The 21605-nt window shown below is 70.5% G+C and carries 22 protein-coding genes and 1 pseudogene; 15 read left to right on the forward strand and 8 right to left on the reverse strand.

Translation table 11 applies throughout. The features are described from left to right. Positions 1–16: 16 nt before the first annotated feature. Together bagB and bagA are read right to left on the reverse strand one after the other, a co-directional pair. Positions 17–1147: an ArsA family ATPase gene (gene bagB / locus TBIF_RS12075; protein WP_024795052.1), complete on the reverse strand. Its 1131-nt coding sequence runs from the start codon at positions 1145–1147 to the stop codon at positions 17–19. Next, positions 1144–2151 carry an ATPase BagA gene (gene bagA, locus TBIF_RS12080; RefSeq protein ID WP_024795053.1) on the reverse strand — a complete coding sequence of 336 codons (1008 nt, stop codon included), beginning with the start codon at positions 2149–2151 and terminating at the stop codon, positions 1144–1146. Before bagA ends, bagB begins: the two co-directional genes overlap by 4 nt. Positions 2152–2266: 115 nt before the next feature. Here bagA and sp36 point away from each other — a divergent pair, with 115 nt between their 5' ends. The 3 genes from sp36 to TBIF_RS12095 are packed head-to-tail and all read left to right on the forward strand — an operon-like array spanning position 2267 to position 3736. Continuing rightward, positions 2267–2443: a Sp36 family protein gene (gene sp36, locus TBIF_RS25410; protein WP_148302252.1), complete on the forward strand. Its 177-nt coding sequence runs from the start codon at positions 2267–2269 to the stop codon at positions 2441–2443. Further along, positions 2440–2904 (forward strand): RidA family protein, encoded by a 465-nt coding sequence (locus tag TBIF_RS12090; protein ID WP_024795054.1) that lies wholly within the window; start codon positions 2440–2442, stop codon positions 2902–2904. The genes sp36 and TBIF_RS12090 overlap by 4 nt, the downstream gene beginning before the upstream one ends. A gap of 10 nt (positions 2905–2914) precedes the next feature. Next, the gene (locus tag TBIF_RS12095; protein WP_038170944.1) at positions 2915–3736 is read left to right on the forward strand and encodes an MBL fold metallo-hydrolase; all 822 of its coding nucleotides are present in this window, start codon (positions 2915–2917) and stop codon (positions 3734–3736) included. A gap of 61 nt (positions 3737–3797) precedes the next feature. Here the strand turns inward: TBIF_RS12095 and TBIF_RS12100 are convergent, their stop codons facing one another. Continuing rightward, a complete protein-coding gene (locus TBIF_RS12100; protein ID WP_024795056.1) occupies positions 3798–4472 on the reverse strand; it encodes a Crp/Fnr family transcriptional regulator in 675 nt (224 codons plus the stop codon). Between the two features lie 369 nt (positions 4473–4841). Then, positions 4842–5069, reverse strand: coding sequence for a hypothetical protein (locus TBIF_RS12105; RefSeq protein ID WP_024795057.1), 228 nt, complete (start codon positions 5067–5069; stop codon positions 4842–4844). A gap of 134 nt (positions 5070–5203) precedes the next feature. Here TBIF_RS12105 and nth point away from each other — a divergent pair, with 134 nt between their 5' ends. From nth to TBIF_RS12135, 6 genes and pseudogenes are all read left to right on the forward strand, one after another. Then, complete coding sequence (gene nth, locus TBIF_RS12110; RefSeq protein ID WP_051461505.1) at positions 5204–5932, forward strand: endonuclease III; 729 nt, start codon at positions 5204–5206, stop codon at positions 5930–5932. Positions 5933–5942: 10 nt separating this feature from the next. Beyond that, complete coding sequence (locus TBIF_RS12115; RefSeq protein WP_024795059.1) at positions 5943–6602, forward strand: TlpA family protein disulfide reductase; 660 nt, start codon at positions 5943–5945, stop codon at positions 6600–6602. Continuing rightward, entirely contained in the window at positions 6599–7312 is a 714-nt protein-coding gene (locus tag TBIF_RS12120) for an NUDIX hydrolase (protein WP_024795060.1), read from the forward strand. Before TBIF_RS12115 ends, TBIF_RS12120 begins: the two co-directional genes overlap by 4 nt. Then, positions 7309–8499, forward strand: a complete 1191-nt coding sequence (locus TBIF_RS12125) for a MarP family serine protease (protein ID WP_024795061.1) — start codon at positions 7309–7311, stop codon at positions 8497–8499. Before TBIF_RS12120 ends, TBIF_RS12125 begins: the two co-directional genes overlap by 4 nt. A gap of 126 nt (positions 8500–8625) precedes the next feature. Next, positions 8626–9839 (forward strand): annotated as a pseudogene (locus tag TBIF_RS26715) (IS110 family RNA-guided transposase). A gap of 619 nt (positions 9840–10458) precedes the next feature. After that, positions 10459–11550, forward strand: coding sequence for a class I SAM-dependent methyltransferase (locus tag TBIF_RS12135; protein WP_024795062.1), 1092 nt, complete (start codon positions 10459–10461; stop codon positions 11548–11550). Between the two features lie 9 nt (positions 11551–11559). Here TBIF_RS12135 and TBIF_RS12140 read toward each other — a convergent pair whose 3' ends face one another. From TBIF_RS12140 to nhaA, 3 genes are all read right to left on the reverse strand, one after another. Beyond that, positions 11560–12495, reverse strand: a complete 936-nt coding sequence (locus TBIF_RS12140; RefSeq protein ID WP_024795063.1) for an alpha/beta fold hydrolase — start codon at positions 12493–12495, stop codon at positions 11560–11562. A 20-nt stretch (positions 12496–12515) separates the two neighbouring features. Beyond that, positions 12516–13019, reverse strand: coding sequence for a phage holin family protein (locus TBIF_RS12145; protein WP_024795064.1), 504 nt, complete (start codon positions 13017–13019; stop codon positions 12516–12518). A 94-nt stretch (positions 13020–13113) separates the two neighbouring features. Continuing rightward, positions 13114–14328: a Na+/H+ antiporter NhaA gene (nhaA, locus tag TBIF_RS12150; protein WP_024795065.1), complete on the reverse strand. Its 1215-nt coding sequence runs from the start codon at positions 14326–14328 to the stop codon at positions 13114–13116. Between the two features lie 129 nt (positions 14329–14457). Between nhaA and TBIF_RS12155 the strand changes: the two genes are divergently transcribed. Both TBIF_RS12155 and TBIF_RS12160 read left to right on the forward strand, forming a co-directional pair. Continuing rightward, the gene (locus TBIF_RS12155) at positions 14458–15231 is read left to right on the forward strand and encodes a Fic family protein (RefSeq protein ID WP_024795066.1); all 774 of its coding nucleotides are present in this window, start codon (positions 14458–14460) and stop codon (positions 15229–15231) included. Beyond that, positions 15231–16088: an SDR family NAD(P)-dependent oxidoreductase gene (locus TBIF_RS12160; RefSeq protein ID WP_024795067.1), complete on the forward strand. Its 858-nt coding sequence runs from the start codon at positions 15231–15233 to the stop codon at positions 16086–16088. Before TBIF_RS12155 ends, TBIF_RS12160 begins: the two co-directional genes overlap by 1 nt. Positions 16089–16554: 466 nt before the next feature. On the opposite strand, the gene TBIF_RS12165 is transcribed toward TBIF_RS12160, so the two are convergent. After that, on the reverse strand, positions 16555–17373 hold the full coding sequence (locus TBIF_RS12165; RefSeq protein WP_024795068.1) for an HAD-IB family hydrolase: 819 nt from the start codon (positions 17371–17373) through the stop codon (positions 16555–16557). A gap of 330 nt (positions 17374–17703) precedes the next feature. Between TBIF_RS12165 and ssd the strand changes: the two genes are divergently transcribed. The 4 genes from ssd to TBIF_RS24490 are packed head-to-tail and all read left to right on the forward strand — an operon-like array spanning position 17704 to position 21462. Then, entirely contained in the window at positions 17704–18774 is a 1071-nt protein-coding gene (ssd, locus tag TBIF_RS12170) for a septum site-determining protein Ssd (protein ID WP_038170948.1), read from the forward strand. Next, complete coding sequence (locus TBIF_RS12175) at positions 18771–19955, forward strand: TadA family conjugal transfer-associated ATPase (protein WP_024795070.1); 1185 nt, start codon at positions 18771–18773, stop codon at positions 19953–19955. Before ssd ends, TBIF_RS12175 begins: the two co-directional genes overlap by 4 nt. After that, positions 19952–20755 carry a type II secretion system F family protein gene (locus TBIF_RS12180; protein WP_024795071.1) on the forward strand — a complete coding sequence of 268 codons (804 nt, stop codon included), beginning with the start codon at positions 19952–19954 and terminating at the stop codon, positions 20753–20755. Before TBIF_RS12175 ends, TBIF_RS12180 begins: the two co-directional genes overlap by 4 nt. Beyond that, a complete protein-coding gene (locus tag TBIF_RS24490; protein WP_024795072.1) occupies positions 20752–21462 on the forward strand; it encodes a type II secretion system F family protein in 711 nt (236 codons plus the stop codon). The genes TBIF_RS12180 and TBIF_RS24490 overlap by 4 nt, the downstream gene beginning before the upstream one ends. Positions 21463–21605 lie beyond the last annotated feature (143 nt).

The following is a 21605-nucleotide window of genomic DNA, read 5'->3' on the forward strand; positions in this document are numbered from 1 at the left end:
CCCTCCGCGAAAGCGGCTAGGCCTGGCTGGCCGGCACCAGCTGGTCACCGATGGCACGGAGGGCTTGCAGGTCGGAGACTTCGAACGGCAGCGACGGCACGCCGAGGATCGGCACGCTGGGGTGTGCGCCGCGGAAGCGGCTGAGCAGCCGGATCTCCCGCTTCGCCGTCGCCGCTCGCTCCGCGTGGATACGCAGCACTGCTGCGGAGAGCGGCTGGTCTGCGGTCTCCTCGGCCCTCTCTTCGAGGTCCTCCGCCGCAGATAGGGCCCGTTCGGCGGGCAGCTGCGAGAGCATCGGATGGGTGCGGTTGAGCACCAGGCCGGCCAGCGGCATGTTCTCGGTGGTGAGGCGCTCGACGAAGAACGCGGCCTCGCGCAGCGCGTCCGGCTCAGCGGCCGAGATCACCAGGAACTCGGTGCCCGGCTGGCGCAGCAGCTCATAGGTGCGGTTCGCGCGCTCGCGGAAACCGCCGAACATCTCCTCGAAGGACTGCACGAACATCGACGCGTCGGACAGCATGGAGCTGCCCACCACCGTCGAGACGGCCTTCATCCCGAGCCCGACGGCACCGGTGACAAGCCTGCGCAGCCCACGGCCGGGGGCCATGAACATGCGGATCATGCGCCCGTCCAGGAACGCGCCCAGGCGCTGCGGGGCATCGAGGAAATCCAGCGCGTTGCGCGAGGGCGGGGTGTCCACGACGACAAGGTCCCACTCGGCCTCGCCGACCAACTGGCCGAGCTTTTCCATCGCCATGTACTCCTGCGTGCCAGCGAAGGAGGACGCGACAGTCTGGTAGAACGGGTTCCCCAGGATCTCCTGCGCGCGGTCGGGGGCCGCATACTCGATGACCATGTCGTCGAACGTCCCGCGCATGTCCAGCATCATCGCGTGGAGCTGGCCGCCGGACGTGTTGTCCGGCAGCGGCACCGGCTGTGGAGTGTTGTTGAGCTCCTCGACTCCCAGCGACTGGGCGAGGCGCCGGGCGGGGTCGATCGTCAGGACCACGACAGAGCGGCCCAGCTCGGCCGCGCGCAGGGCCAGCGCTGCGGCGGTGGTCGTCTTGCCGACGCCGCCGGCGCCGCAGCACACGACCACGCGGGTCACAGGGTTCGCCAGGATGGCGCCCACATCGATGGTGCTCATCGCACGCCCTGCCCGGCCAGCTTGTCGGCCAACTCGTAGATTCCGCCGAGGTCGACGCCATCGGACAGCTGCGGCAATTCCAGTTGTGTCACGTCGAGCGCGCTGAGCTCCTCGGCGCTCACGCGCTGCGCCTGGCAGCGGATGGCGTGCTCGATGGTCTCGGTCAGCAGCCCGGCGAAGTCGTCCTCGTCGACCTTGAGCCCCACCGCGGCGAAGTCAGCGCGCAGCGCGGCGGCGTCGACGCGGCCCTGCGCCGCCTCGGCGAGGGTGTCCTCGGCGAGGTAGGTGGACTCCGTGCGGTTCACGATGACGGTGCCCGGGCGCAGATCCAGGCCGGTCAGCTCTGCGACGGCGTCCAGGCTCTCCTGCACGGGCAGCGCCTCCAACAGTGTCACGAGGTGCACCATCGTGTCCGGGGAGTGCAGCAGGTTGATCACGCCCTCGGACTGCGAGCGGATGGGGCCGCCCTTCGCGAGGTCGGCCATCGCCTTGGTCACGTCCAGGAAGCTGCCGATGCGGCCGGTGGGGGGCGAGTCGACGACGATGGCGTCGTAGACATAACGGCCCGCCTTATCTCTACGTACTGCGGCCTCTTTGATCTTGCCGGTCAGCAGCACGTCCCGCAGGCCCGGCGCGAGCGTCGTCGCGAACTCCACGGCGCCGACCTTCTTCATCGCCTTGCCCGCGAAGCCGAGGTTGTAGAACATGTCGAGGTACTCCAGGAACGCTGCCTCGATGTCGATGGCGAGGGCGAAGACGCTGCCACCCTCGTCGGCGACCGCGACTTTCGTCTCCACGTACGGCAGCGGGGGCACGTCGAAGAGCTGCGCGATGCCCTGACGCTCCTCCACTTCGACGAGCAGGACCTTGCGGCCGCCCTTCGCGAGCGCGAGCGCTAATGCGGCGGCGACGGTGGACTTGCCGGTGCCGCCCTTGCCGGTGACGAAGTGCAGTCGGGCCTGCTGGGCCTGCGCCGGCCAGGCCGACGTGATGTCGGCGACCAATGAGCGTGGTTCGGTGGTGGACACCGCCTGAGCCTATAAGCCCGCCCGAAGTTCCGTTGGGAATGGTGGCCCGTGCCACTTCTGCGCGTCGCCGCCGGGCGGCTAGGGTGACGGCATGAGTGAATCAACGCAGGCAGGGCCAGTCCAGTGGGAGTACTTCGTCGCACCGCTCCTCATCCACAACCCCAAGGCGATCCTCGATAACTTCGGGATTGACGGCTGGGAACTCGTCTCGGTGCTCCCCGGCCCGACCGGGGAGCAGCACGTCGCGTACCTGAAGCGCCGCAAGTGAGCGAGACCGGACCGGCGGCGCGCCTGGCCGAGCTCGGCCTGAGCCTGCCGCCGGTGGCGACGCCGTTGGCCAGCTACGTGCCCGCGGTGCGCAGCGGGTCGTGGGTGTTCACCTCCGGCCAGTTGCCGACCGTGGACGGGAAGCTGCTGCGCACGGGCAAGGTGGGCGCCGACGTGTCGCCGGAGGATGCGAAGGAGCTGGCGCAGGTGTGCGCGCTCAACGCCCTCGCGGCCATCGACGCCCTCGTCGGGCTGGACTCGATCACCCGGATCGTCAAGGTCGTCGGCTTCGTCGCGTCCGCGCCCGGCTTCGGCGGCCAGCCTGGCGTCGTCAACGGCGCGTCCGAGCTGCTCGGCGCGGTGTTCGGCGAGGCCGGCATCCACGCTCGCAGCGCTGTCGGCGTCTCGGACCTGCCAATCGACTCCCCGGTGGAGATCGAGCTGCAGGTCGAGGTCGGCTAGAGGAGTGGGAATGGCAGAGAGCCCGGGAGCGTTGACGCACCCCTCGTACGGCACGCTACGCGCGGTCACCCCGACCGCCTCGGTGCTGCTGTGCCACAACCCCGGCCAGATGTCCCTGGACGGCACCAACACGTGGATCCTGCGCGCGCCGGGCAGCGACCGCGTCGTGGTGCTCGACCCCGGGCCCGAGGACCCTGAGCACCTACGCCGCGTCGCCGATGTCGGGGAGGTGGCGCTGACGATCGCATCCCATCAGCACTTCGACCACACAGAGGGCCTGGACACATTCGTCAAGCTCACGGGCAGCCCCGTGCACGCGGTCACCGAGGAATTCCGCTCCGGCGGCGGCGGTGGGCTCGAGCACGGGGAGGTCTTCGAGGTCGATGGGCTGCGGCTGACCGTCCTGCGTACGCCCGGCCACACGAAGGACTCGGTCTCGCTGGTGCTGGACGGCATCGGTCCCGACGATCCGGGCGCGGTGCTCACCGCCGACACGATCCTCGGCCATGGCACGACCGTGCTGGACCCGCAGGACGGGGACCTGGGGGACTACCTGGACTCCCTCGACGTGCTCATCGAGGCCGGCGTCGGACGGATCTGCCTGCCCGGGCACGGCCCGGAGCTGCCCGACGTGGCGGCCATCGCGCGCGTGTATCGGGACCACCGGCATGAGCGGCTGACGCAGGTCCGCGACGCTCTGGCGTTGATGGGGCCGACAGCCGACGTGAAGACGATTGTCGAGCACGTCTACCAGGATGTGGACCCGGCCCTGTGGCCCGTCGCCGCCTGGTCGGTCGAGGTGCAGCTGCGCTACCTGCGTGAGCGCGCCTAACGTCGCCAAACGCCGAATGGCGCTGGCCCCCTAGGGGACCAGCGCCATTCGGCGTTGTGGACTAGCGAGCGCGGCGGGCCAGGCGCTCGGAGTCGATGATCAGCACGCTCTTGCCCTCGAGCCGAAGCCAGCCGCGATGCGCGAAGTCGGCCAGGGCCTTGTTCACGGTCTCGCGGGAGGCGCCGACGAGCTGGGCGATCTCCTCCTGCGTGAGGTCGTGCGTGACCCGCAGCGCGCCAGCCTCCTGGGTGCCGAAGCGCTGCGCCAACTGCAGCAGCGCCTTGGCGACGCGGCCGGGGACGTCGGTGAAAATCAGGTCCGCGAGACTGTTGTTGGTGCGGCGCAGACGACGGGCGAGCACTCGCAGCAGCTGCTCGGCGATCTCCGGGCGCTGGCCGATCCAGTCCTTGAGCGCGTCCCGGTCCATGGACACCGCGCGCACCTCGGTGACGGTGGTGGCGCTGGACGTGCGGGGGCCGGGGTCGAAGATCGACAGCTCGCCGAACATGTCGGACGGACCCATGATCGTCAATAGGTTCTCGCGGCCGTCCGGGGAACGGCGGCCGATCTTGATCTTGCCACTGCCGATGATGTAGAGCCGGTCGCCAGGCTCGCCCTCATGGAAAATGATGTGGCCGCGGGGGAACTCGACCGGCTGCAGCTGCTTGATCAGCGCTGACACGGCGGAAGGTTCGACTCCCTGGAAGATTCCTGCTCTGGCCAGGATCTCGTCCACGTGGGGCTCCTCATCGATCGATATTGCCACCGGGGGTTGGATGCGGTGGGCGGCTGATACTGGGGTGTAAATATTTAACTCGAGCTGTAGGTATTCAACGCTACGTGTGGACCCGGTTTCACGCGGACCACACAGGCAAGGCACCCCTGTCGAGCTACCAGACAGTGGTGCCGCACAACAGTGTAGTGAACGCCTGCGTCGCCGTGTGACCGAGGCTACAACCTCGGCGGCGATGCCGTCTGCTAATGGGGCACTTGCTGTTCGCTGACTGCTGTGGGGCTCTGCCGGGCGACCCGTGAGATCCCACTCACACTATGCCTTGTGTGGCGGCGATTGTCAGCGCATCGGATTCCGGGACCGGTCGACGCGCTAGTGGGCGGCGCTGCCTGCGTTCGCGGGGCGGGGCAGTGGAGCGCTGACGGACATCAGCCCCACGGCGGGATCGGTGAGGATGTCCACCGGCGCATGCGTCTCGATGAAATCCTGGACATCCTGCCGCTGGACGGTCAGTCGCCGAAGATGCCCCTCGATCCGCTCCATGGAGAGGGCGAACAGGATCAGGAGCACAGGGGCGATGACAACGAGTAGTCCTTCCATACCGCTGAGTAAACACCGTCGATGTCTCGGAACGGCAACGGGGAGGCGACGGGTTGGCGGGGGGCAGCCCTGTCAGAGGTGGTCCGTAGTCTGTGGGAGTGACGACTGAACAGGCGCGGCCCTCCGCCCGGCGGATGGCGGCGCCGGAAACGCGGCTGGCTCTGGTTCGGCGGGCCCGACGGATGAATCGCAGACTGGGTGAGGCCTTCCCCCACGTGTATTGCGAGCTCGACTTCAATACCCCCCTTGAGCTGGCGGTTGCCACTATTCTCTCGGCTCAGTGCACCGATAAGCGGGTCAACATCGTGACCCCTGCGCTCTTCGCCCGCTACCCGTCCGCGCGGGGCTACGCGGAGGCGGATCGTGGCGAATTGGAGGAGCTGATCCACAGCACCGGCTTCTACCGGAACAAGGCGAACTCGCTGATCGGCCTCGGACAGGCACTGTTGGAAAACCACGGCGGTGAGGTTCCTCACTCGCTCGCTGAACTGGTGAAATTGCCCGGCATCGGACGCAAGACGGCAAATGTGGTGCTGGGCAACGCGTTCAATATCCCCGGCATCACGGTGGACACGCATTTTCTACGGCTGGTCGCCCGCTGGCGGTGGACGGAGCTGACAGACCCCGTGAAGGTTGAGCACGCGATCGGCGAGTTGGTCGAGCGCAAGGAGTGGACGTTGCTGTCCCACCGGGTGATCTTCCACGGCCGCCGCGTCTGCCATGCGCGCAAGCCTGCGTGTGGGGTGTGCGTCCTCGCCCGGGATTGCCCGTCGTACGGACTGGGCCCCACCGATCCCGCCGCCGCGGCGGCGCTGGTGCGCGGACCTGAGACCGAGCATCTGCTCGCGCTGGCAGGGCTGTGAATTGACCAAGATGAGCGTGTCTGCCAAGACGGGGATTGGCGTGTTGGTCGTGCTAGTGGCGCTGATGATCGCAATTCTGCCGATCTGGGACAAGGACAGTGGGGGTGGCTTGGCCGCACCCGTCCTGCCCAGCGGCGCCGAGGCGCCGGTGGACACCAGCGAGCTGGCCGCGCTGCGCGCCGACGCGAGCCTAGAGCTGTGCCCGGCCCCGAGCGGTGCGGCGATGGCGAATCCCTCGGCTGGCGGCCCGTTTGCTGGGCTGGTGTTGGAATGCCTGGCGGACGGCTCGCCCATGGACCTTGGCGCCGCACTCGCTGGCAGGCCCGCAGTCCTCAACCTGTGGGCGTACTGGTGCGCGCCGTGCCGGGCGGAGCTGCCAGCGATGGCGGAGTTCGCCGCGCGTGCGGGCGACGCGGTGACCGTGCTGACGGTCCACAAGGACAAAAATCAGGATCGCGGGTTGGCGATGCTGGCCGAGCTGGGGGTTCAGCTGCCCGGAGTAGACGACCCCGGCGCGAAGGTCGCGGCCGCGGCCAGCGCCCCCAATGTGCTGCCGGTGACGGTGCTGCTGCGTGCGGACGGCACGGTGGCCAAGGTGCTCGCGGTGCCGTTCACGAATGCGGACGAGATCGCCGACGCCGTGCGGGAGTACCTCGGGGTGGCGGCATGAGCGAGACTCCCGACTGGCTGTCCGACCTCGCGGAGCGTGTGCGCGACTATCACGGCGGCTCGCTGCCAGAACGGTTGCAGCAGCGGCTGATTCCCCCCGGCACGAGCTCTCGGCCCGCGTCTGTGCTGATGCTGTTCGGCGAATCGGAGGAGCCGGTGAGCACGCTCATGCCGCCGCCGGGAGTGCCGTGCGCGGACGTGCTGCTCCTGCAGCGCGCGTCGACGCTGCGGCACCACAGCGGCCAGGTGGCATTTCCCGGCGGAGTGCAGGATCCGGGCGACGCCGGCCCGATCGGCACAGCGCTGCGGGAGGCGGAGGAGGAGACCGGGCTGGACCCGGCGGGCGTGCAGCCGCTGGTGGTGATGCCGACGTTGTATATCCCGCCGTCGGGATTCGTCGTCAGCCCCGTCCTGGCCTACTGGCGCGAGCCGAGCCCGGTGCGCGCGGTGGACCAGGCGGAGACGGCGCGGGTGTCGCGGATCGCGCTGTCGGATCTGGTGGATCCGGCGAACCGCTTTCAGATCAGCTATCGCAGAATGTTCAAGGGCCCGGCTTTCACGGTGGACGGGATGCTGGTGTGGGGCTTCACCGCAGGCTTGCTGTCCGCGCTGATCGCCGAGGCCGGCTGGGAGCAGGAGTGGGACACCGGGGATGTACGTGAGCTGGATGCCAGCCTGGCGGACCTGGAGGCCACGGTGATCGAGCAGTGACGGCTTCGCACTGGCTGGACCTGCTGGTCGTCGCCGTGGCGATCGCGGCCGCCATGTCGGGGTGGCGGCACGGCGCGGTCGCGTCGGCGTTGTCATTCGTGAGCGTGCTGGCCGGCGCCGCCGTGGGCATCACGCTCGCGCCGCACCTGGTCTCCGGCGTGACCGATCCGCGCGGCCGGGTGCTGCTTGGCGTGCTGGTTGTCGTCGTGCTGGTGGTGGCCGGGCAGATGCTCGGCATGTTCGGCGGCCGATACGCCCGGCAGTTACTCTCCCGCGGCGCGGTGCGGACCGTCGACTCGACGGTGGGCGCGCTGTTTCAAACGGTGGCGGTGCTAGCGATCGCATGGCTGCTGGCGGTGCCCCTGGCCTCGAGCACACAGCCGGCGGTCGCGGCAGCGGTGCGCGGCTCGTGGGTGCTCAGCAACGTCGACACGGTGGTCCCCGGCTGGTTACGGGCGGTGCCGAGCAGGCTGTCCGCGCTCCTAGACGACTCCGGGCTGCCCGACGTCCTGGGCCCCTTCGGCAAGACGCCGATCACCACCGTCGATCCGCCCGACCCGGCGATCGCGAACTTGCCCGTCGTCGCCGCCTCCCGCGCGAGCGTGCTGGAGATCCTCGGCTCCGCGCCCAGTTGCCAGCGGGCGCTTGAGGGCTCCGGATTCGTCGTGTCTCCCGAGCGGGTGATGACGAACGCCCACGTGGTCGCCGGCACCACCGATGTGGTGGTGCAGAGCGCCGACGGCCCGCTCGCGGCGACTGTCGTGTTGTTCGACCCCGATGTCGACATCGCGGTGCTCGACGTTCCAGGACTGACGGAGCCCGCCCTCTCGTTCACCGCAGTCCCCGCGCACAGCGGGGACGAGGCTGTGGTGCTCGGCTACCCCGGCGGTGGACCGTTCACGGCGAGCGCGGCGCGTATCCGCGACACGATCATGCTCTCTGGCCCCGACATTCACCACAGCGCCACCGTCACCCGCGAGGTCTACACGATTCGCGGGCAGGTGCGCTCCGGCAACTCCGGCGGGCCGCTGGTAGGCGTCGACGGCAAGGTGCTCGGCGTGGTGTTCGGCGCCGCGGCGGATGATTCGGACACGGGCTTCGCGCTCACGGCGGCGGAGGTGCGCGCGAACCTCGACGCCTCGGCCGCCATGCACCGCGAGGTGGGCACGGGCGCCTGCGTGAGCTGATATATATCGAGTAGGCCTTCACAAACACCTCCGGAGGTGCAAGGAAGGGAATGTCAGTAGTTCCCACTTCGCCGAGGCCCAAGACGTTGACGCGTCCAGCCCCGTGCACCACCGGAGGTGTTTTCCGTGTCTGTCACCATCGCTCCAGTCACACCGTCCACCATCGTCGTCGCCGTCGATGTCGGCAAGTCCGTCGCCGCGATCTCCGCCACCGACGCCGACCGCCACCGACTCTTCGGACCGGCCGAGATCACCATGACCGAGTCCGCGGTCGCCGAACTGGCCACCCAGATCAGCTCCTGCATCCCCACGGACGCCCAGGTCAAGGTTGGTATCGAGGCCGCCGGCCACTACCACCACCCCCTGCTCGACCACACCTGGCCCGCCGGCTGGGAGGTCCTCGAGATCAACCCCGCCCGCGTCGGCGAACAACGCCGGATCAATGGCAAACGCCGGATCAAGACCGATGCCATCGACCTCGTGGCGATCACCGACCTCGTCCTCGCCGGACAGGGTCATCCTGCCGCCGCGCATGCCCTGGTCATCGAGCAGATCACCGCGCTCACCGCCCACCGCAGCCGCCGCGTCCTGGCCCGCACGGCGGTCAAGAACCAACTGATCGGCCAACTCGACCGGACCTTCCCCGGCCTGGCCCTGGCGCTGCCCAACGTACTCGGCACCAAAATCGGGCGCCTGATAGTCGCCGAGTTCGCCAACCCCGCCCGCCTCCGCGCCCTCGGCCCCGCCAAGCTGGTGACCTTCGCCGCAAGCGGAAACTGCAACTACGACTGCCCGTTGCGGAGCGGATCGTCGCTGCAGCCCGTGAGGCGATGCCCACCGACGCCGCGGAATCGGCCCGGCAGATCCTCGCCGAGGACGTGGCGATGCTCGCCGTCCTCGACGGCCAGATCGCCGACGCCGAGGCCCGGCTCGCGGAACTGCTGCCCGCCAGCCCGTTCGCCACGCTGCCCACCGTCCCCGGCTGGGGCGTCGTCCGCGCCGCGAATTATGGTGGGGCGCTGGGTGATCCAGGCCGATGGCCCGGACCACGGCAGGTCTACCGGGCCTCCGGGCTCTCGCCGATGCAGTACGAGTCCGCCGGGCGGCGCCGGGACGGGAAGATCAGCCGCGAGGGTTCCGTGCGGCTGCGCCGCGCCCTGATCGACCTCGGCATGGGGTTGTGGTTGGTCGAGCCCGCCGCGAAGGCCCGCGCAGGCGAGCTGAAGGCCCGCGGCAAGAAGGGCAAGGTGATCGCCTGCGTGATGGCGAACCGGGCGAACCGGATCGCCTACGCGATGGTCCGCGATCACACGGTCTACGAACCCGGCCGCTGGGCCTGACCAGAGCTCCGGAGCTGCCCCCGCCCCCGGTCCTCGCCGTCGGCGTTGGCGCGCAGGAGCGGTCCACCACCGGAAATATGTTGCCTGTCAACAGTTTTCATTGAGGTGGTGGACGGCGACGAGCACCGGCGCACACTCGCGCGATCGGCCGCGGAGGCCCGGCCCAGGGCGACACAGTCATGACACCGGACGTCAGGAGGAATCTATTTGCGTTTGCCCTTCACAACGCCAGCCGAGGATGCCACGCTAGAGGGGGGACGAGGGGCTGGATCAGATGCCGCGTGAGCTATGGCGGACCGGTCACCCGGTTACGCCGCGCCTAGCTTGGCACCCGGCCCCTCGCCCTCATAGCAGCCCGAACGTCGCCAGATGACCCACCACCGCATGGGGTGAGGTCGCATATGTCAGCGTGGGCGCTGGGTGCCCACCCCCGCCACGACTTCTCGGCTCAACAGCACCGGCCCTGACACCGCCGCCGTCTGCGACGGCGATGCCACCTGGCGGAGCCCACACTTGACACGACCTATAGCCAGCTAGGCGGCCGACGGGTGACAGCGGTCGGTTCGGCGACGAAGATGGAGGCGACTGCACTTTCCACCGACTGACCGGAGGGAACTCCATGTCCAGCACCGCAGAAGCCCTATCCCCTGAGCGCTCCCCGGCCGATGCGCTGGCCCAGCGGGTCGTGGACGCAGCCTTGGGGACCGTTGACATCCTCTCGATCTACCTCGGGGACAGGCTCGGCTGGTACCGCAGCCTCGACGTCGATGGGCCAGCCACGGCCGATGAGTTGGCTGCCCGCACCGGGACCAACTCGCGGTACACGCGGGAATGGCTGGAACAGCAGGCGGTGACCGGACTTCTCGACGTCGCCGATGGAGAGCACCCTTCGTTCGCCCTGTCCCGGGCGGGAGCCGAGGTTTTCGCGGACGAGCACAGCCTGGCGTATCTCGCCCCGCTCGCGAGGCTGTTGTGCGGCGCTGCGAAGCGATTGCCGGAGCTGTTGGAGGCGTACCGGTCCGGCGGCGGGGTGGGCTGGGCGCGGTACGGGCGTGACGCTCGGGACGGGCAGGCGGACATGAACCGGCCCTGGTACGAACACTCGCTGGCCGACGCGCTTGGCTCGATCCCGGAGGTGGATAGGCTGCTCCGAGCCCCCGGCTCGATGCTCGCCGATCTTGGCTGCGGGGGTGGCTGGTCCACGATCGCGCTGGCCCGGGCCTATCCGGAGGCGACGGTGCGGGGCGTGGACATCGACCGCGCCACCGTCGAGCTCGCCCGGGCCAACGTGGCCGCGGCCCCCGAGGTGGCCGTGCGGGTGACCGTCACAGAGGCCGACGCCGCGGCGCTGCCGCGGGGAGGTTACCAGGCGGTTTTCGCCTTCGAATGCGTGCACGACATGCCACGGCCAGTGGAGGTGTTGGCCGCCGCCCGCCGCGCGCTTGCCCCGGGCGGGGTGATGATCGTGATGGATGAGGCGGTCGCGGACACGTTCGCCGCACCCGGCGATGAGACGGAGAGGCTGATGTACGGGTTCAGCCTGACTGTCTGTTTACCTGACGGGATGGCGCATCCGGCGAGCGTGGCGACCGGCACCGTGATGCGCGCCGACACCTTGCGGCGGTATGCGGAGGCTGCGGGGTTCGCCGAGTTCGAGGTGCTGCCGATCGAGGACTTTGGATTCTGGCGGTTCTACCTGCTGCGAGAGTGAACGCGGTTCTTAGGCCCTATTGGCGTCGAGGAACCCCAGCAGCGCCGCGGTGGTCTCGGCGGGGGCCTCTTGGTGGGCGAAATGCCCCACCGGCAGCGTCGTCAGAGTGCGGTGCGGGGCCCATCGGGTGCACCGCCGATACGTGGCGGCGAGCACATATGGGTCCTGCTGGCCCGTGATCTGCAGGACGGGCACCCGCACCCGGCCACCCATCGCGGCGCGGAAGCGGCGGCCGTCGGGGCGGAACTGGCTGCGGAAGGCCCAGCGGTGGTACTCCAGGCCGCAGTGCGCGACGCCGAGGACCTGGATGGCGGATCGGGCGTGGGCGGCGGATTCCGCGAAGTCGGGCCCGCCGAGCCAGGCCGGGCCGGAGCGGGCGCGCAGCAGCAGCTCCGCGCCGAAACCGTCGTCGTCGGTGAGCCTGCGCTCCGCGACACGTGGCTGCTGATCCCGCAGCAGTGGTCCCGCGAAGGCCGCGCGCTGGGCGCGATTGCGCAGGACGGCCTGGCGCAGGCCGAGAGGGTGTGGCGCGGAGACCGTGGCGATGGCCGCGACCCGGTTCGGGTGCAATTGCGCGGTGGCCCAACAGACGAGACCGCCATCGGCGTGCCCGATCAGCGTCGCGGTGTCGTGGCCCAGCGCGCGCACCAGCGCGGCGATATCGCCGGCGAGGGTCCAGCCGTCGTAGCCGCGCGGCGGCTTGTCGCTATCGCCGTAGCCGCGCAGGTCGACCGCCACCGTGCGGTAGCCGGCGGCGCCCAGGGCGACAAGTTGGCGTCGCCAGGAGTACCAGTAGTCGGCGAACCCGTGCAGGAGCACCACCAGGGGCGCGTCGGGCGAATCCGGGCCGGCCTCCACCGCGTGCAGCCGGATGCCGTTCGCGTGGACGTCGAGATGCCGCCACGGCCCGGGGTGCCGGACGCTCGAGGGATCAGGTGTGGGCATTGACAGAGCTTAGTGCCTGGTCAGCGCAGGGCGTGGCGGCCGGTGTCGGACCCAGCCGCGTCGGAGCCGGGCAGCAGCGTCGACATCTCCTTGACCGAGTCGATCGTCTTCTTCGGCGCACGGATCTTGCGGACCCGCAGATAGCCGAGGAAACCGAACAGCGCGGCCGCCAGGACCTGGACGGCGAACACGATCAGGAAGGCCGCCCAGCGCGGCAGCCACTCGCTGAGGAGCTCGCCGAGGAAGAAGAACGCGAAGAAGGTGCTGAACAGCAGGATCGTGCCAGCCAGGATGAAGAAGATGCTGCCCTGCAGGCCCTTCTTGACCTCGCCGGTGACCTCGGCCTTCGCCAGCTCAACCTCGGCGCGCACCAGCGTCGACATCTGGCTGGTCGCGTTCTTGACGAGATCGCCGATGGACGCCTGCGCCACGTCGGGATCTAAGTTGGTCAGCGGGATCGACGTGATGGAGCCCGGGGCCCCATTGCCGGCTCCTCGGCCTGTGGTGCGGTCGGTCAAGCTCACGTCAACCCTCCGAAATGTGTCTGTCCTGCGCGGTATCGGTCCTCATCGTGCCATGCCCGCCGAGCGCGCACCGGATGGCGTCGACGGCGTGGCGTCAGGAGTTAGGCGGCTGTGCGGCGACCCGCTGGTAATGCTTGCCCCGACGCGAGATCAGGAACGAGCCGGCCAAGGCCGCGATGACCGACGCGATGAGCACCGCGGCCTTCGCGGTCTCGACCGCCTCGCCACCGTCGATGCCGGTGAGCGAGAGCTCCACGACCAGCAGGCTGACAGTGAATCCGATGCCGCCGAGCACTGCCAAGGCGAACATGTCCGCGTTCTGCAGGCCGGCGGGGCGGGTGGCGAGGCCGAATTTGATTGCCAGCCATGCCGAGCCGAAGATACCGATTGTCTTGCCGACCACCAGGCCCACGATGATGCCGATCGCGATCCGGTCGGTCGTGATGTTCTGCAGTAGCGCGCCGTTGACGTGGACGCCCGCGGCGAAGAACGCGAACAGCGGAACGCACAGGCCGGCGGACCACGGTTGGATGCGGTGCGCGAGGCGGCTGGCGGGGGACTCCGCCTCACCCGGGTCGTGGACGACCCTGGTGAGCAGGCCGAGCGCGACGCCGGCGACGGTGGCGTGGATCCCAGATTGGTACATGCAGACCCAGGCGAGGATGGCGAGCGGCACATACAGCAGCGGGGTCGTGATGCGGCGGCGCTGCGCGAGGGCGTAGACCACGAGGAGGGCGATGGCCCCGGCCAGCCAGGCCATCGCGATGGTCGCGGTGAAGACGAGGGCGATGATGGCGATCGCGACGAGGTCGTCGACCACGGCGAGGCTGAGCAGGAACACCCGCGCGCTCGCCGGGATCCGCTTCGCCGTCAACGACAGCACACCGAGGGCGAACGCGATGTCGGTGGCGACGGGGATCGCCCACGCCTGGTCGATGCCGGGGGTGCCCCAGCCGATGGACAGCGCGATCACCGCGGGGATCATGACGCCGCCGAACGCGGCGATGATCGGCAGCGCGGCCTTGCGCCGGTCCGCCAACTCGCCCAGCACCAGTTCCCGCTTGAGCTCGATGCCGGCAACGAAGAAGAACACGGCGAGCAGGGCGTCCTGCGCCCACGTGCCGAGGGTCAGGTCCAGATTGAGCGACGCCGGGCCGAGGTTGAAGTCCCGCAGATTGAGGTAGGCGTCGTACAGGGGGGTGTTTGCGCAGAGCAGCGCCAGGGCGGCCGCTGCCAGCAAGAACAGTCCGCCGGCGGTCTCGGTCCGCAGATAGCGGCCGAAAGCCGTGGGCTTGGGAAGGTCGGTCATGGTGTCCCTCTCCGGGCATAACAAGGCGCGAAGACCGACGTTTTCGTCGGCCGCCGACCAGACTTCCCGGCACACCAGTGATAGAGCCTAGCTGCCCAAGCCCCGTCGGGCCGGGTAGCGTCGGAAACTGTGACCGCCAGCCAATTCAGTGACACGGACCCACTCGGCCCCATCCTTGCGCTGCCCGGCGTCGCGGAGGCGGCGGACCGGGCGCGCAAGGGCCTCGAAGAGGTGCACCGGCATAAGACGAACAGACGGGGCTGGCCGGCGACGGCCACCGAGGCGTCGGTGCGTGGCGCGCGGGCCTCCGCCTCGATCGCCGGTGGCTCCCTGGAACTGCCTCTCGACGGCGATATCCAGGACCCGATTCTGGCCGGCGCGCTGCGGGTGTCCGCGGCGCTCGACGGGGACGCGCTGCCCGCGACGATCGCGAATTGGCAGCGCGCGCCGCTGCAGGTGCTGGCGCGGCTGCACGTGCTGGCCGCGGCCGGGCTGGTCGAGAGCGCGGACGAGTTGGGCCGGCCCCGCACCGATCAGGGCGTGGGCGAGCGGCTCGACGCGCTGTCGCAGTTGGTGACGGGCGGTACGAATGTGCCGGCTCCGGTGCTGGCGGCCGTCGTGCACGGTGAACTGGCCGCGCTCGAGCCCTTTGGCCAGGCGGACGGTGTGATCGCCCGCGCCGTGTCCCGGCTGATCTCGACATCCACGGGCCTGGACCCGCATAACCTGGGCGTGCCCGAGGTGTACTGGCTCAAGCGTCGCAAGGCGTACTTCGCCGCGCTGGACGGCTTCGCGACCGGCACTCCAGAGGGTGTCGCGAACTGGGTGATCACGTGTTGCGGCGCGCTGGAGACTGGAGCCCAGGAGGCATTGGGCATCGCGAACGCGCACGCGGCGCAGTAGTGGCCCGCCTGGTGAGGTCGGCCGCCGCGCTGCTGCTCGGACCGTCCCCGAGCCTGCGGGCGGCGGTGTCCACCGCGCGGCGGCGACATCCGGACGAGCTGGCCGGCACCCGGGTGCTGATCACGGGCGCGTCCGCCGGTATCGGGGCGGCGACGGCGAAGCTGCTGGCGAAGCGGGGCGCGGACGTCACCGTGGTCGCCCGCCGAGAGGACGAGCTGCAGCAGGTGTGTGCGGAGATCGCCGCCGCGGGCGGAACCGCTAGGGGCAGGGTCTGCGATGTCACCGATGGCGCGCAGGTCGACGCGCTCGTGGCGCAGGTGCTGGCGGATGGCGGCGTCGACGTGCTCGTCAATAACGCGGGGCGCTCCATCCGGCGCTCGGTGCTGGAGTCCGTCGACCGTTTCCACGACTATGAGCGCACGATGGCGATCAACTATTTTGCCGCGGTGCGCCTGACCCTCGGGCTGGTGCCGGCCATGGTTGAGGCGGGCCGCGGCCATGTCGTCAACGTCGCAACGTGGGGCGTGCCGGCGGGGGTGATGCCGAGATTCTCGGCGTACCACGGGTCCAAAGCCGCGATCAGCGCGTTCACGCGGAGTCTGGGAGCCGAGTTGCGCGGCAGCGGGGTCGATGCCTCCGCCGTGTCCTTCCCGCTGATCCGTACCGAGATGATCGCGCCGACCGCCGCGTACAAGGACCAACCGGCGCTGACCGCAGAGCAGGCCGCGGGGTGGGTGCTGCGGGCGCTGCGCACCCGGGAGTTGGAGATCCATCCGCGCAATGTCGATCTGCTGCGAATCGTGAATCGGGTGTCGCCGCGATTGATGGATGCCGCGGTGCGGCGCGCGGGGATCTAATCCTTCTAGAGAATATGACGCGGGCGGCGTGTCCGACCTTCTCGAACCCCGCCGCCCGCGAACACAGACTGCCAGTTTCCAAGCGTGCAATGGTGGGTTGTGTGGGTGGCCTCGGCGGGTGCTCGTCGTCCATGTGGGGACCCCTACCCAAAGGGTTCATGTCCCACTGATTCGGCGAGCACAACGCAGGCCCACAACGCTTTATGCCTGATGCGGCGTGCTCCGCGTGGAGAGTCTGGATGTCCATGTCGGGAGTTCACGGCCGGGAGAGCGGACCTTCTCTTCTGATCCGGCCTTGGCCTGCCGTGCTTTCCGTAACACAGTTCTACCCCGTCTCTCGCAGTGGTGCAAGGGGTAATTCGAAGGCCGCCAATTGGCGACGAGGCGGGCGAATCTCAGGCAGAATGCAGGGGTTGCCCGCTGGTGAGAGCAGTCGCCGCAGTCCGCAGCCGGGTCTCGGCAGGGCTCAGGGCCGGCGGCGCAGCAAACGGTAGGCCAGCGCGCCCGCCGCGACCGCGCCCACGCCCGCCGCCGCGCCCGCGGCGAGAGTGGAGGGGCCGGGGGTCAGATGGCGGGAGTTGATCGCGACAGCGTCGGTGAAGGTCAGCACCGGCCAGCCATGCGCGGCGGCGGACTTGCGCAACAGCCGATCGGGGTTGACGGCAGTGGGGTGGCCCACCGCCTCTAGCATCGGCAGATCCGTACTGGAGTCCGAATATGCGTGACAGTGCTCGAGGTCGTAGCCATGCTCGGCGGCCAGCCTGTTGATGGCCTCGACCTTGCCCTCGCCGAAGCAGTAGAACTCGAGCTCCCCGGTGTATTTACCGTCCTCGATGCACATCCTGGTGGCTGCGCTATGGGTGGCTCCGAGGGCTTTCGCGATGGGCTGGACCACCTCCTCCCCGGAGGCCGACACCACGACGATGTCATGGCCCAGCGCGGTGTGCTCCGCGATGAGGTCGGCGGCCTCGGCGAACACGAGTGGGGTGACGATGTCATGCAGGGTCTCGCCGACAATCGATTTGATCTGCTCGACGTCCCAGCCCGCGCACATGGCTGTCAAGTAAGTCCGCATCCTGTCCATCTGGTCGCGGTCGGCGCCCGAGATCAGGAACAGAAACTGCGCATAGCTGCTCTTGAGCACCGCTCTGCGGTTGAGCAGGCCTTCGTCGAAGAAGGGGCGGCTGAATGCCAGCGTGCTCGACTTCGCGATGAGGGTCTTATCGAGGTCGAAGAACGCCGCCACGCGCCCGGTGGAGGTGGTGGTGCTGTTGTCTTCGCTCACCAGTCAAGGATAGGCGGACGCCGGCACGGGGGGTGTGGCATCGGACAAACCGCTGGTGAGACGGTTCGGGGACTCGGACACAACGCGTCGATCCGGGAGTAGCATCGACAGCGCTCGGGCCAGGCCCGAGCGCCTTCAGCCCCCCGGGGCTGGACGCGACGACCCCCGCCCACCCCCCTTGGCGGGGGTTGTCCCATGTTCTCGGGCGTCTTCCTTCGCAGATAACTGAACCTCCGTTCTAGACATTGGAGTTATCCACAGCTGCTCGCCTATCCACAGGCGGCCTGATTCGCGGGGTGCGAGGGCTAAGCGCTGGGGCACGGTGGGGTCATGGGAATCGACGAACCCCGGCCGGAGCCGGTACTGAGCTGGCTCAGCGGGCCCGTGCTGCGCGGCGAGGTGTCTCGGGCCACCGCGGCGGCGGCGGTGGCGGTGGAGGAGCTGGACTCGGCGCCGGGCCGTGGGCAGTGGGACCGCGCGCGCACGCTCCTCCTCGATGTCGAGGCGGCAGGGGCATGCATCGAGGCCGGGCTGCCCCGCCGAGGCGGGGTGCTGGTGTTGAGCGATGGATCCGAGGGTGCGGACCCCTGGCAGCTGGCCGTCCGGCTGGGCGCGGAGCACGTGCTCGCGCTGCCGGCCGACGCCGCGCAGCTCGTGCGGCTGCTGGGCAGCGCGCCGCGGGCGACGGGGGCGGGCACTGGTGGGGTGGTCGCGGTGGTCGGCGGCAAGGGCGGGGTCGGAGCCTCGGTCTTCGCCGCGGCCGTCGCCGCCTGCGCGCAGCCGGCGGCGTTGCTCGTGGACCTGGACCCGATGGGGGCGGGCCTGGATCTGATGTTCGGGTTGGAGCGCGCGTCCGGGCTGCGCTGGCCGGATCTGCGCCTGCAGGGCGGCCGCGTGCATGCGGCGGCGCTGCGGCGGGCGTTGCCGAGCAAGGGCGGGGTCTCGGTCCTGTCCTCTGGCCGGGATCTGGCGCCGCCCGCCGAGCCCGCGGTGCGCGCGGTTCTGGAGGCGGGACGCGACGGCGGGCTCGTTGTGGTGTGCGACGTGTCCCGGTCGCGGAGCCCCGTCGCTGAGTTGGCCCTCGAGCTTGCGGACCTGGTGGTGCTCCTCGCGACGGCGGATGTGTCGGCGTGCGCCGCGGCCGCCCGCGCCGCGGCGTGGATCCTGCCGCACAACCCCAACCGGTGCCTGGTGGTGCGCGGGCCGTCCCCGGGCGGGCTGCGTGCGACCGACATCTCTGCCGCGGTGGGGCTGCCGCTGCTCACCTCGATGCGGCCGGAGCCGGGCCTGGCCCGCCGGCTCGAGCACTCGGGCCTGGTGTTGGGCCGGCGGTCACCGTTGGCGGCCGCGGCGGGAGCTGTGCTGCGGGTGCACAATCTGCGGCCGGACGGTGCGGCGTGAGCGCTGTCGACCCCGGGCTGGTCCAGCGGGTGCGCGAGCGGCTCGCGGGTGTCGGGGGAGCCGCCGGGGCGGCAGCGGTGGCCGCGGCCGTGCGCGCGGAGTCCTCGGGGGTGGTCGGCGACACCGACATGTTGCTGATCCTGCGGGAACTCGAGATGGAGTTGACCGGCGCTGGGATCCTCGCGCCGCTGCTCGCGGACCCGCGGGTGTCCGACGTGGTTGTCAACGGACCCGCGGAGGTGTGGGTCGACCACGGCGCGGGGCTGCGACGCGCGGCGGTCCGATTCCCGGACGAGGCCGCCGTGCGCCGGCTCGCCCAGCGGCTGGCCCTCGCGGCCGGCCGACGGCTGGACGACGCGCAACCCTGGGTCGACGGTCGCCTCGCAGGGGCAGATGCCGGCGTCTCGGCCGTGCGGATGCACGCGGTGCTCGCGCCCATCGCGATCGACGGCACCTGCATCTCGCTGCGCGTCCTGCGCCCGGCGACCCAGGGTCTCGACGCGCTCGCGGCCAGCGGGGCCATCGCGCCGCGGGCCCACCTGCTGCTGCGGGCGATCATCGCGGCGCGGCTGTCCTTCCTCGTCGTGGGCGGCACCGGGGCCGGCAAGACCACGCTGCTCTCAGCCATGCTCGGCCAGGTCGACCCCGCGCAGCGGATCATCTGCGTCGAGGACGCCCCCGAGCTCGCCCCGCAGCACCCGCAGGTGGTGCGGCTGGTCGCGCGCCCGCCCAACGTCGAGGGGGCTGGGGCCGTGACACTGCGCGACCTCGTCCGCCAGGCCCTGCGCATGCGCCCGGACCGGATCGTCGTCGGCGAGGTTCGCGGCGCGGAGGTCGTGGACATGCTCGCCGCGCTGAACACTGGCCACGACGGCGGGGCGGGGACGGTGCACGCGAACTCGCCCTTCGAGGTGCCCGCACGGATGGAGGCGCTCGCGGCATCCGGCGGGATGGACCGCGCCGCGTTGCACAGCCAGCTCACGGCGGCGGTGCAGGCCGTGCTGCATGTGCGACGGACAGCGGGCGGACGACGAGAGCTCGCCTCGATCGCGATGCTCGTCCGCGGTGGGGACAGCGCGCGGGTGGTGGAGGCGTGGACGGCTGGCGCGGGGCCCGCGGCGGGGTTTCCGGAGTTGGTGCGTCTACTCGCGGACCGGGGCCACGGCGGGGGTCTCGCATGACCGCGGGGCTGGGGTTCGCGGCGCTCGCCCTGGCCGGTGCGCTGCTGGCCTGGCCGGGTGGCGCGGCCCGGCAGCGGCTGCGCGCGGACCCAGCGCGCGGGATCCGCACGGTGCGCAGGCGGGGGCAGGCGGGTGGGGTGCTCGCTGTGCTGGCTGTGCTGGCCGGCGCATTCTGGGTGGGTCTCGCGGGGATCGTGGCGGCGGCGATGGTGGTGGGCACGTTGGCTTTTCGGCGGCACGCGCGGATCCTGGACGCGCGCGGGGAGGAGGGGTCCGCAGCGCTGGTGGAGGCCCTCGACGTGCTGGTCTCGCAGCTTCGAGTGGGCGTGCATCCCGGCATGGCGTGCGCCTTCGCGGCCGTGGAATGCGGCGGGAGTCCCGTCGGCCCGGTGCTGGAGCGGGCGGCGGCCCAGGCGGCGCTCGGCGGATCGATCGCCGAGGCGCTGGACTCGGACGTCGCGGACTTCCCGGACTTGCCGCGCGTGGCGGGAGTCTGGGCGCTGGCGGAGCGGCACGGCATCGCGATGGGGGAGATGCTCGACGTGGTGCGCCGGGACCTGTTGGAGCGTCAGGGATTTCGCCGGCGAGTGTCGGCTGGCCTGGCCGGTCCACGGGCGACCGCCACGGTGCTCGCCCTCCTGCCAGTCGTGGGGGTGGGGCTGGGGCAACTCATGGGGGCGGCCCCGCTGGGGGTCCTCCTCGGCGGCGGTCTCGGCGGGGTCCTGCTGGTCGTCGGTGTCCTCCTCGATTGCGGCGGGCTGCTGTGGGCGGAGCGGATCGCCCGGGTCGGTGTCCGATGACGGCGCTGGTGGCGGTGCTCCTCGCCGCGGCGGTGCTGACGGCCCCGCGCCGGCAGGTCCGCGAGCGGCTCCCGCTGTCGACCCTGGAGCGATCCGGCGGCGCGGAGTGGCTGCGGCACAGCGTCTTCGCGGTGCTCGGCGGGCTGGCGGCCGCGGCGGTGGTCGGCGGCCTCGCCGGAGTGTTGGCAGGCGCGGTGATTGCCGCGGCGCTGGCCTTCGTCCTGCGACGATGGTCGGTGCGGGAGCCGGCGGATGATCCGCTGGCGGTCGCCGCGGGGCTCGACTTGCTCTCCGCCTGCCTACTGGCGGGGCTGCCGTTGGCGACGGCCGTCGGCGCGGTGGCGGGGACGCTGCATGGCGCGCCGCGGATGCGGTCGGGGCTGCGCCGGGCGGCGGATCTGCTCGCGCTCGGCGGGGATGCCGGCGCCGTGTGGGAGACCCTCGGGCAGGCTAAGGGGCTGGGGCCGGTGGCGCGGATGGCCCGGCGCTCTGCGGACTCGGGATCCTCGCTGGCGGCGGGCGCGGCGGAGTTGGCGACGGCGACCCGGGAACAGGCCGGAGACCGCGCGCTGATCGCCACCGAGCGGGCCGGCGTCGCCGTGTCCGGGCCCCTGGGCCTGTGCTTTCTGCCCGCCTTCCTCTGCCTGGGGATCGCGCCGGTGGTGCTGGGCCTGGCCGGGAAAGTGCTCGGCGGGGGCGTGCTGTGAGCGCGCCGCGATTTGATTGGGCGGCTGGAAGCCGCTAGCCTATGCCCGATCGGCATGTCAACCCCCGACACGCCCGTTCTAGATCATGTCCGGGAAGGACCTCGATGCGCGGCACCGCAGCCACCGCCACCGCGACGCGAATG

The organism is Tomitella biformata AHU 1821 (assembly GCF_000524475.1).
GTDB classification, from domain to species: domain Bacteria; phylum Actinomycetota; class Actinomycetes; order Mycobacteriales; family Mycobacteriaceae; genus Tomitella; species Tomitella biformata.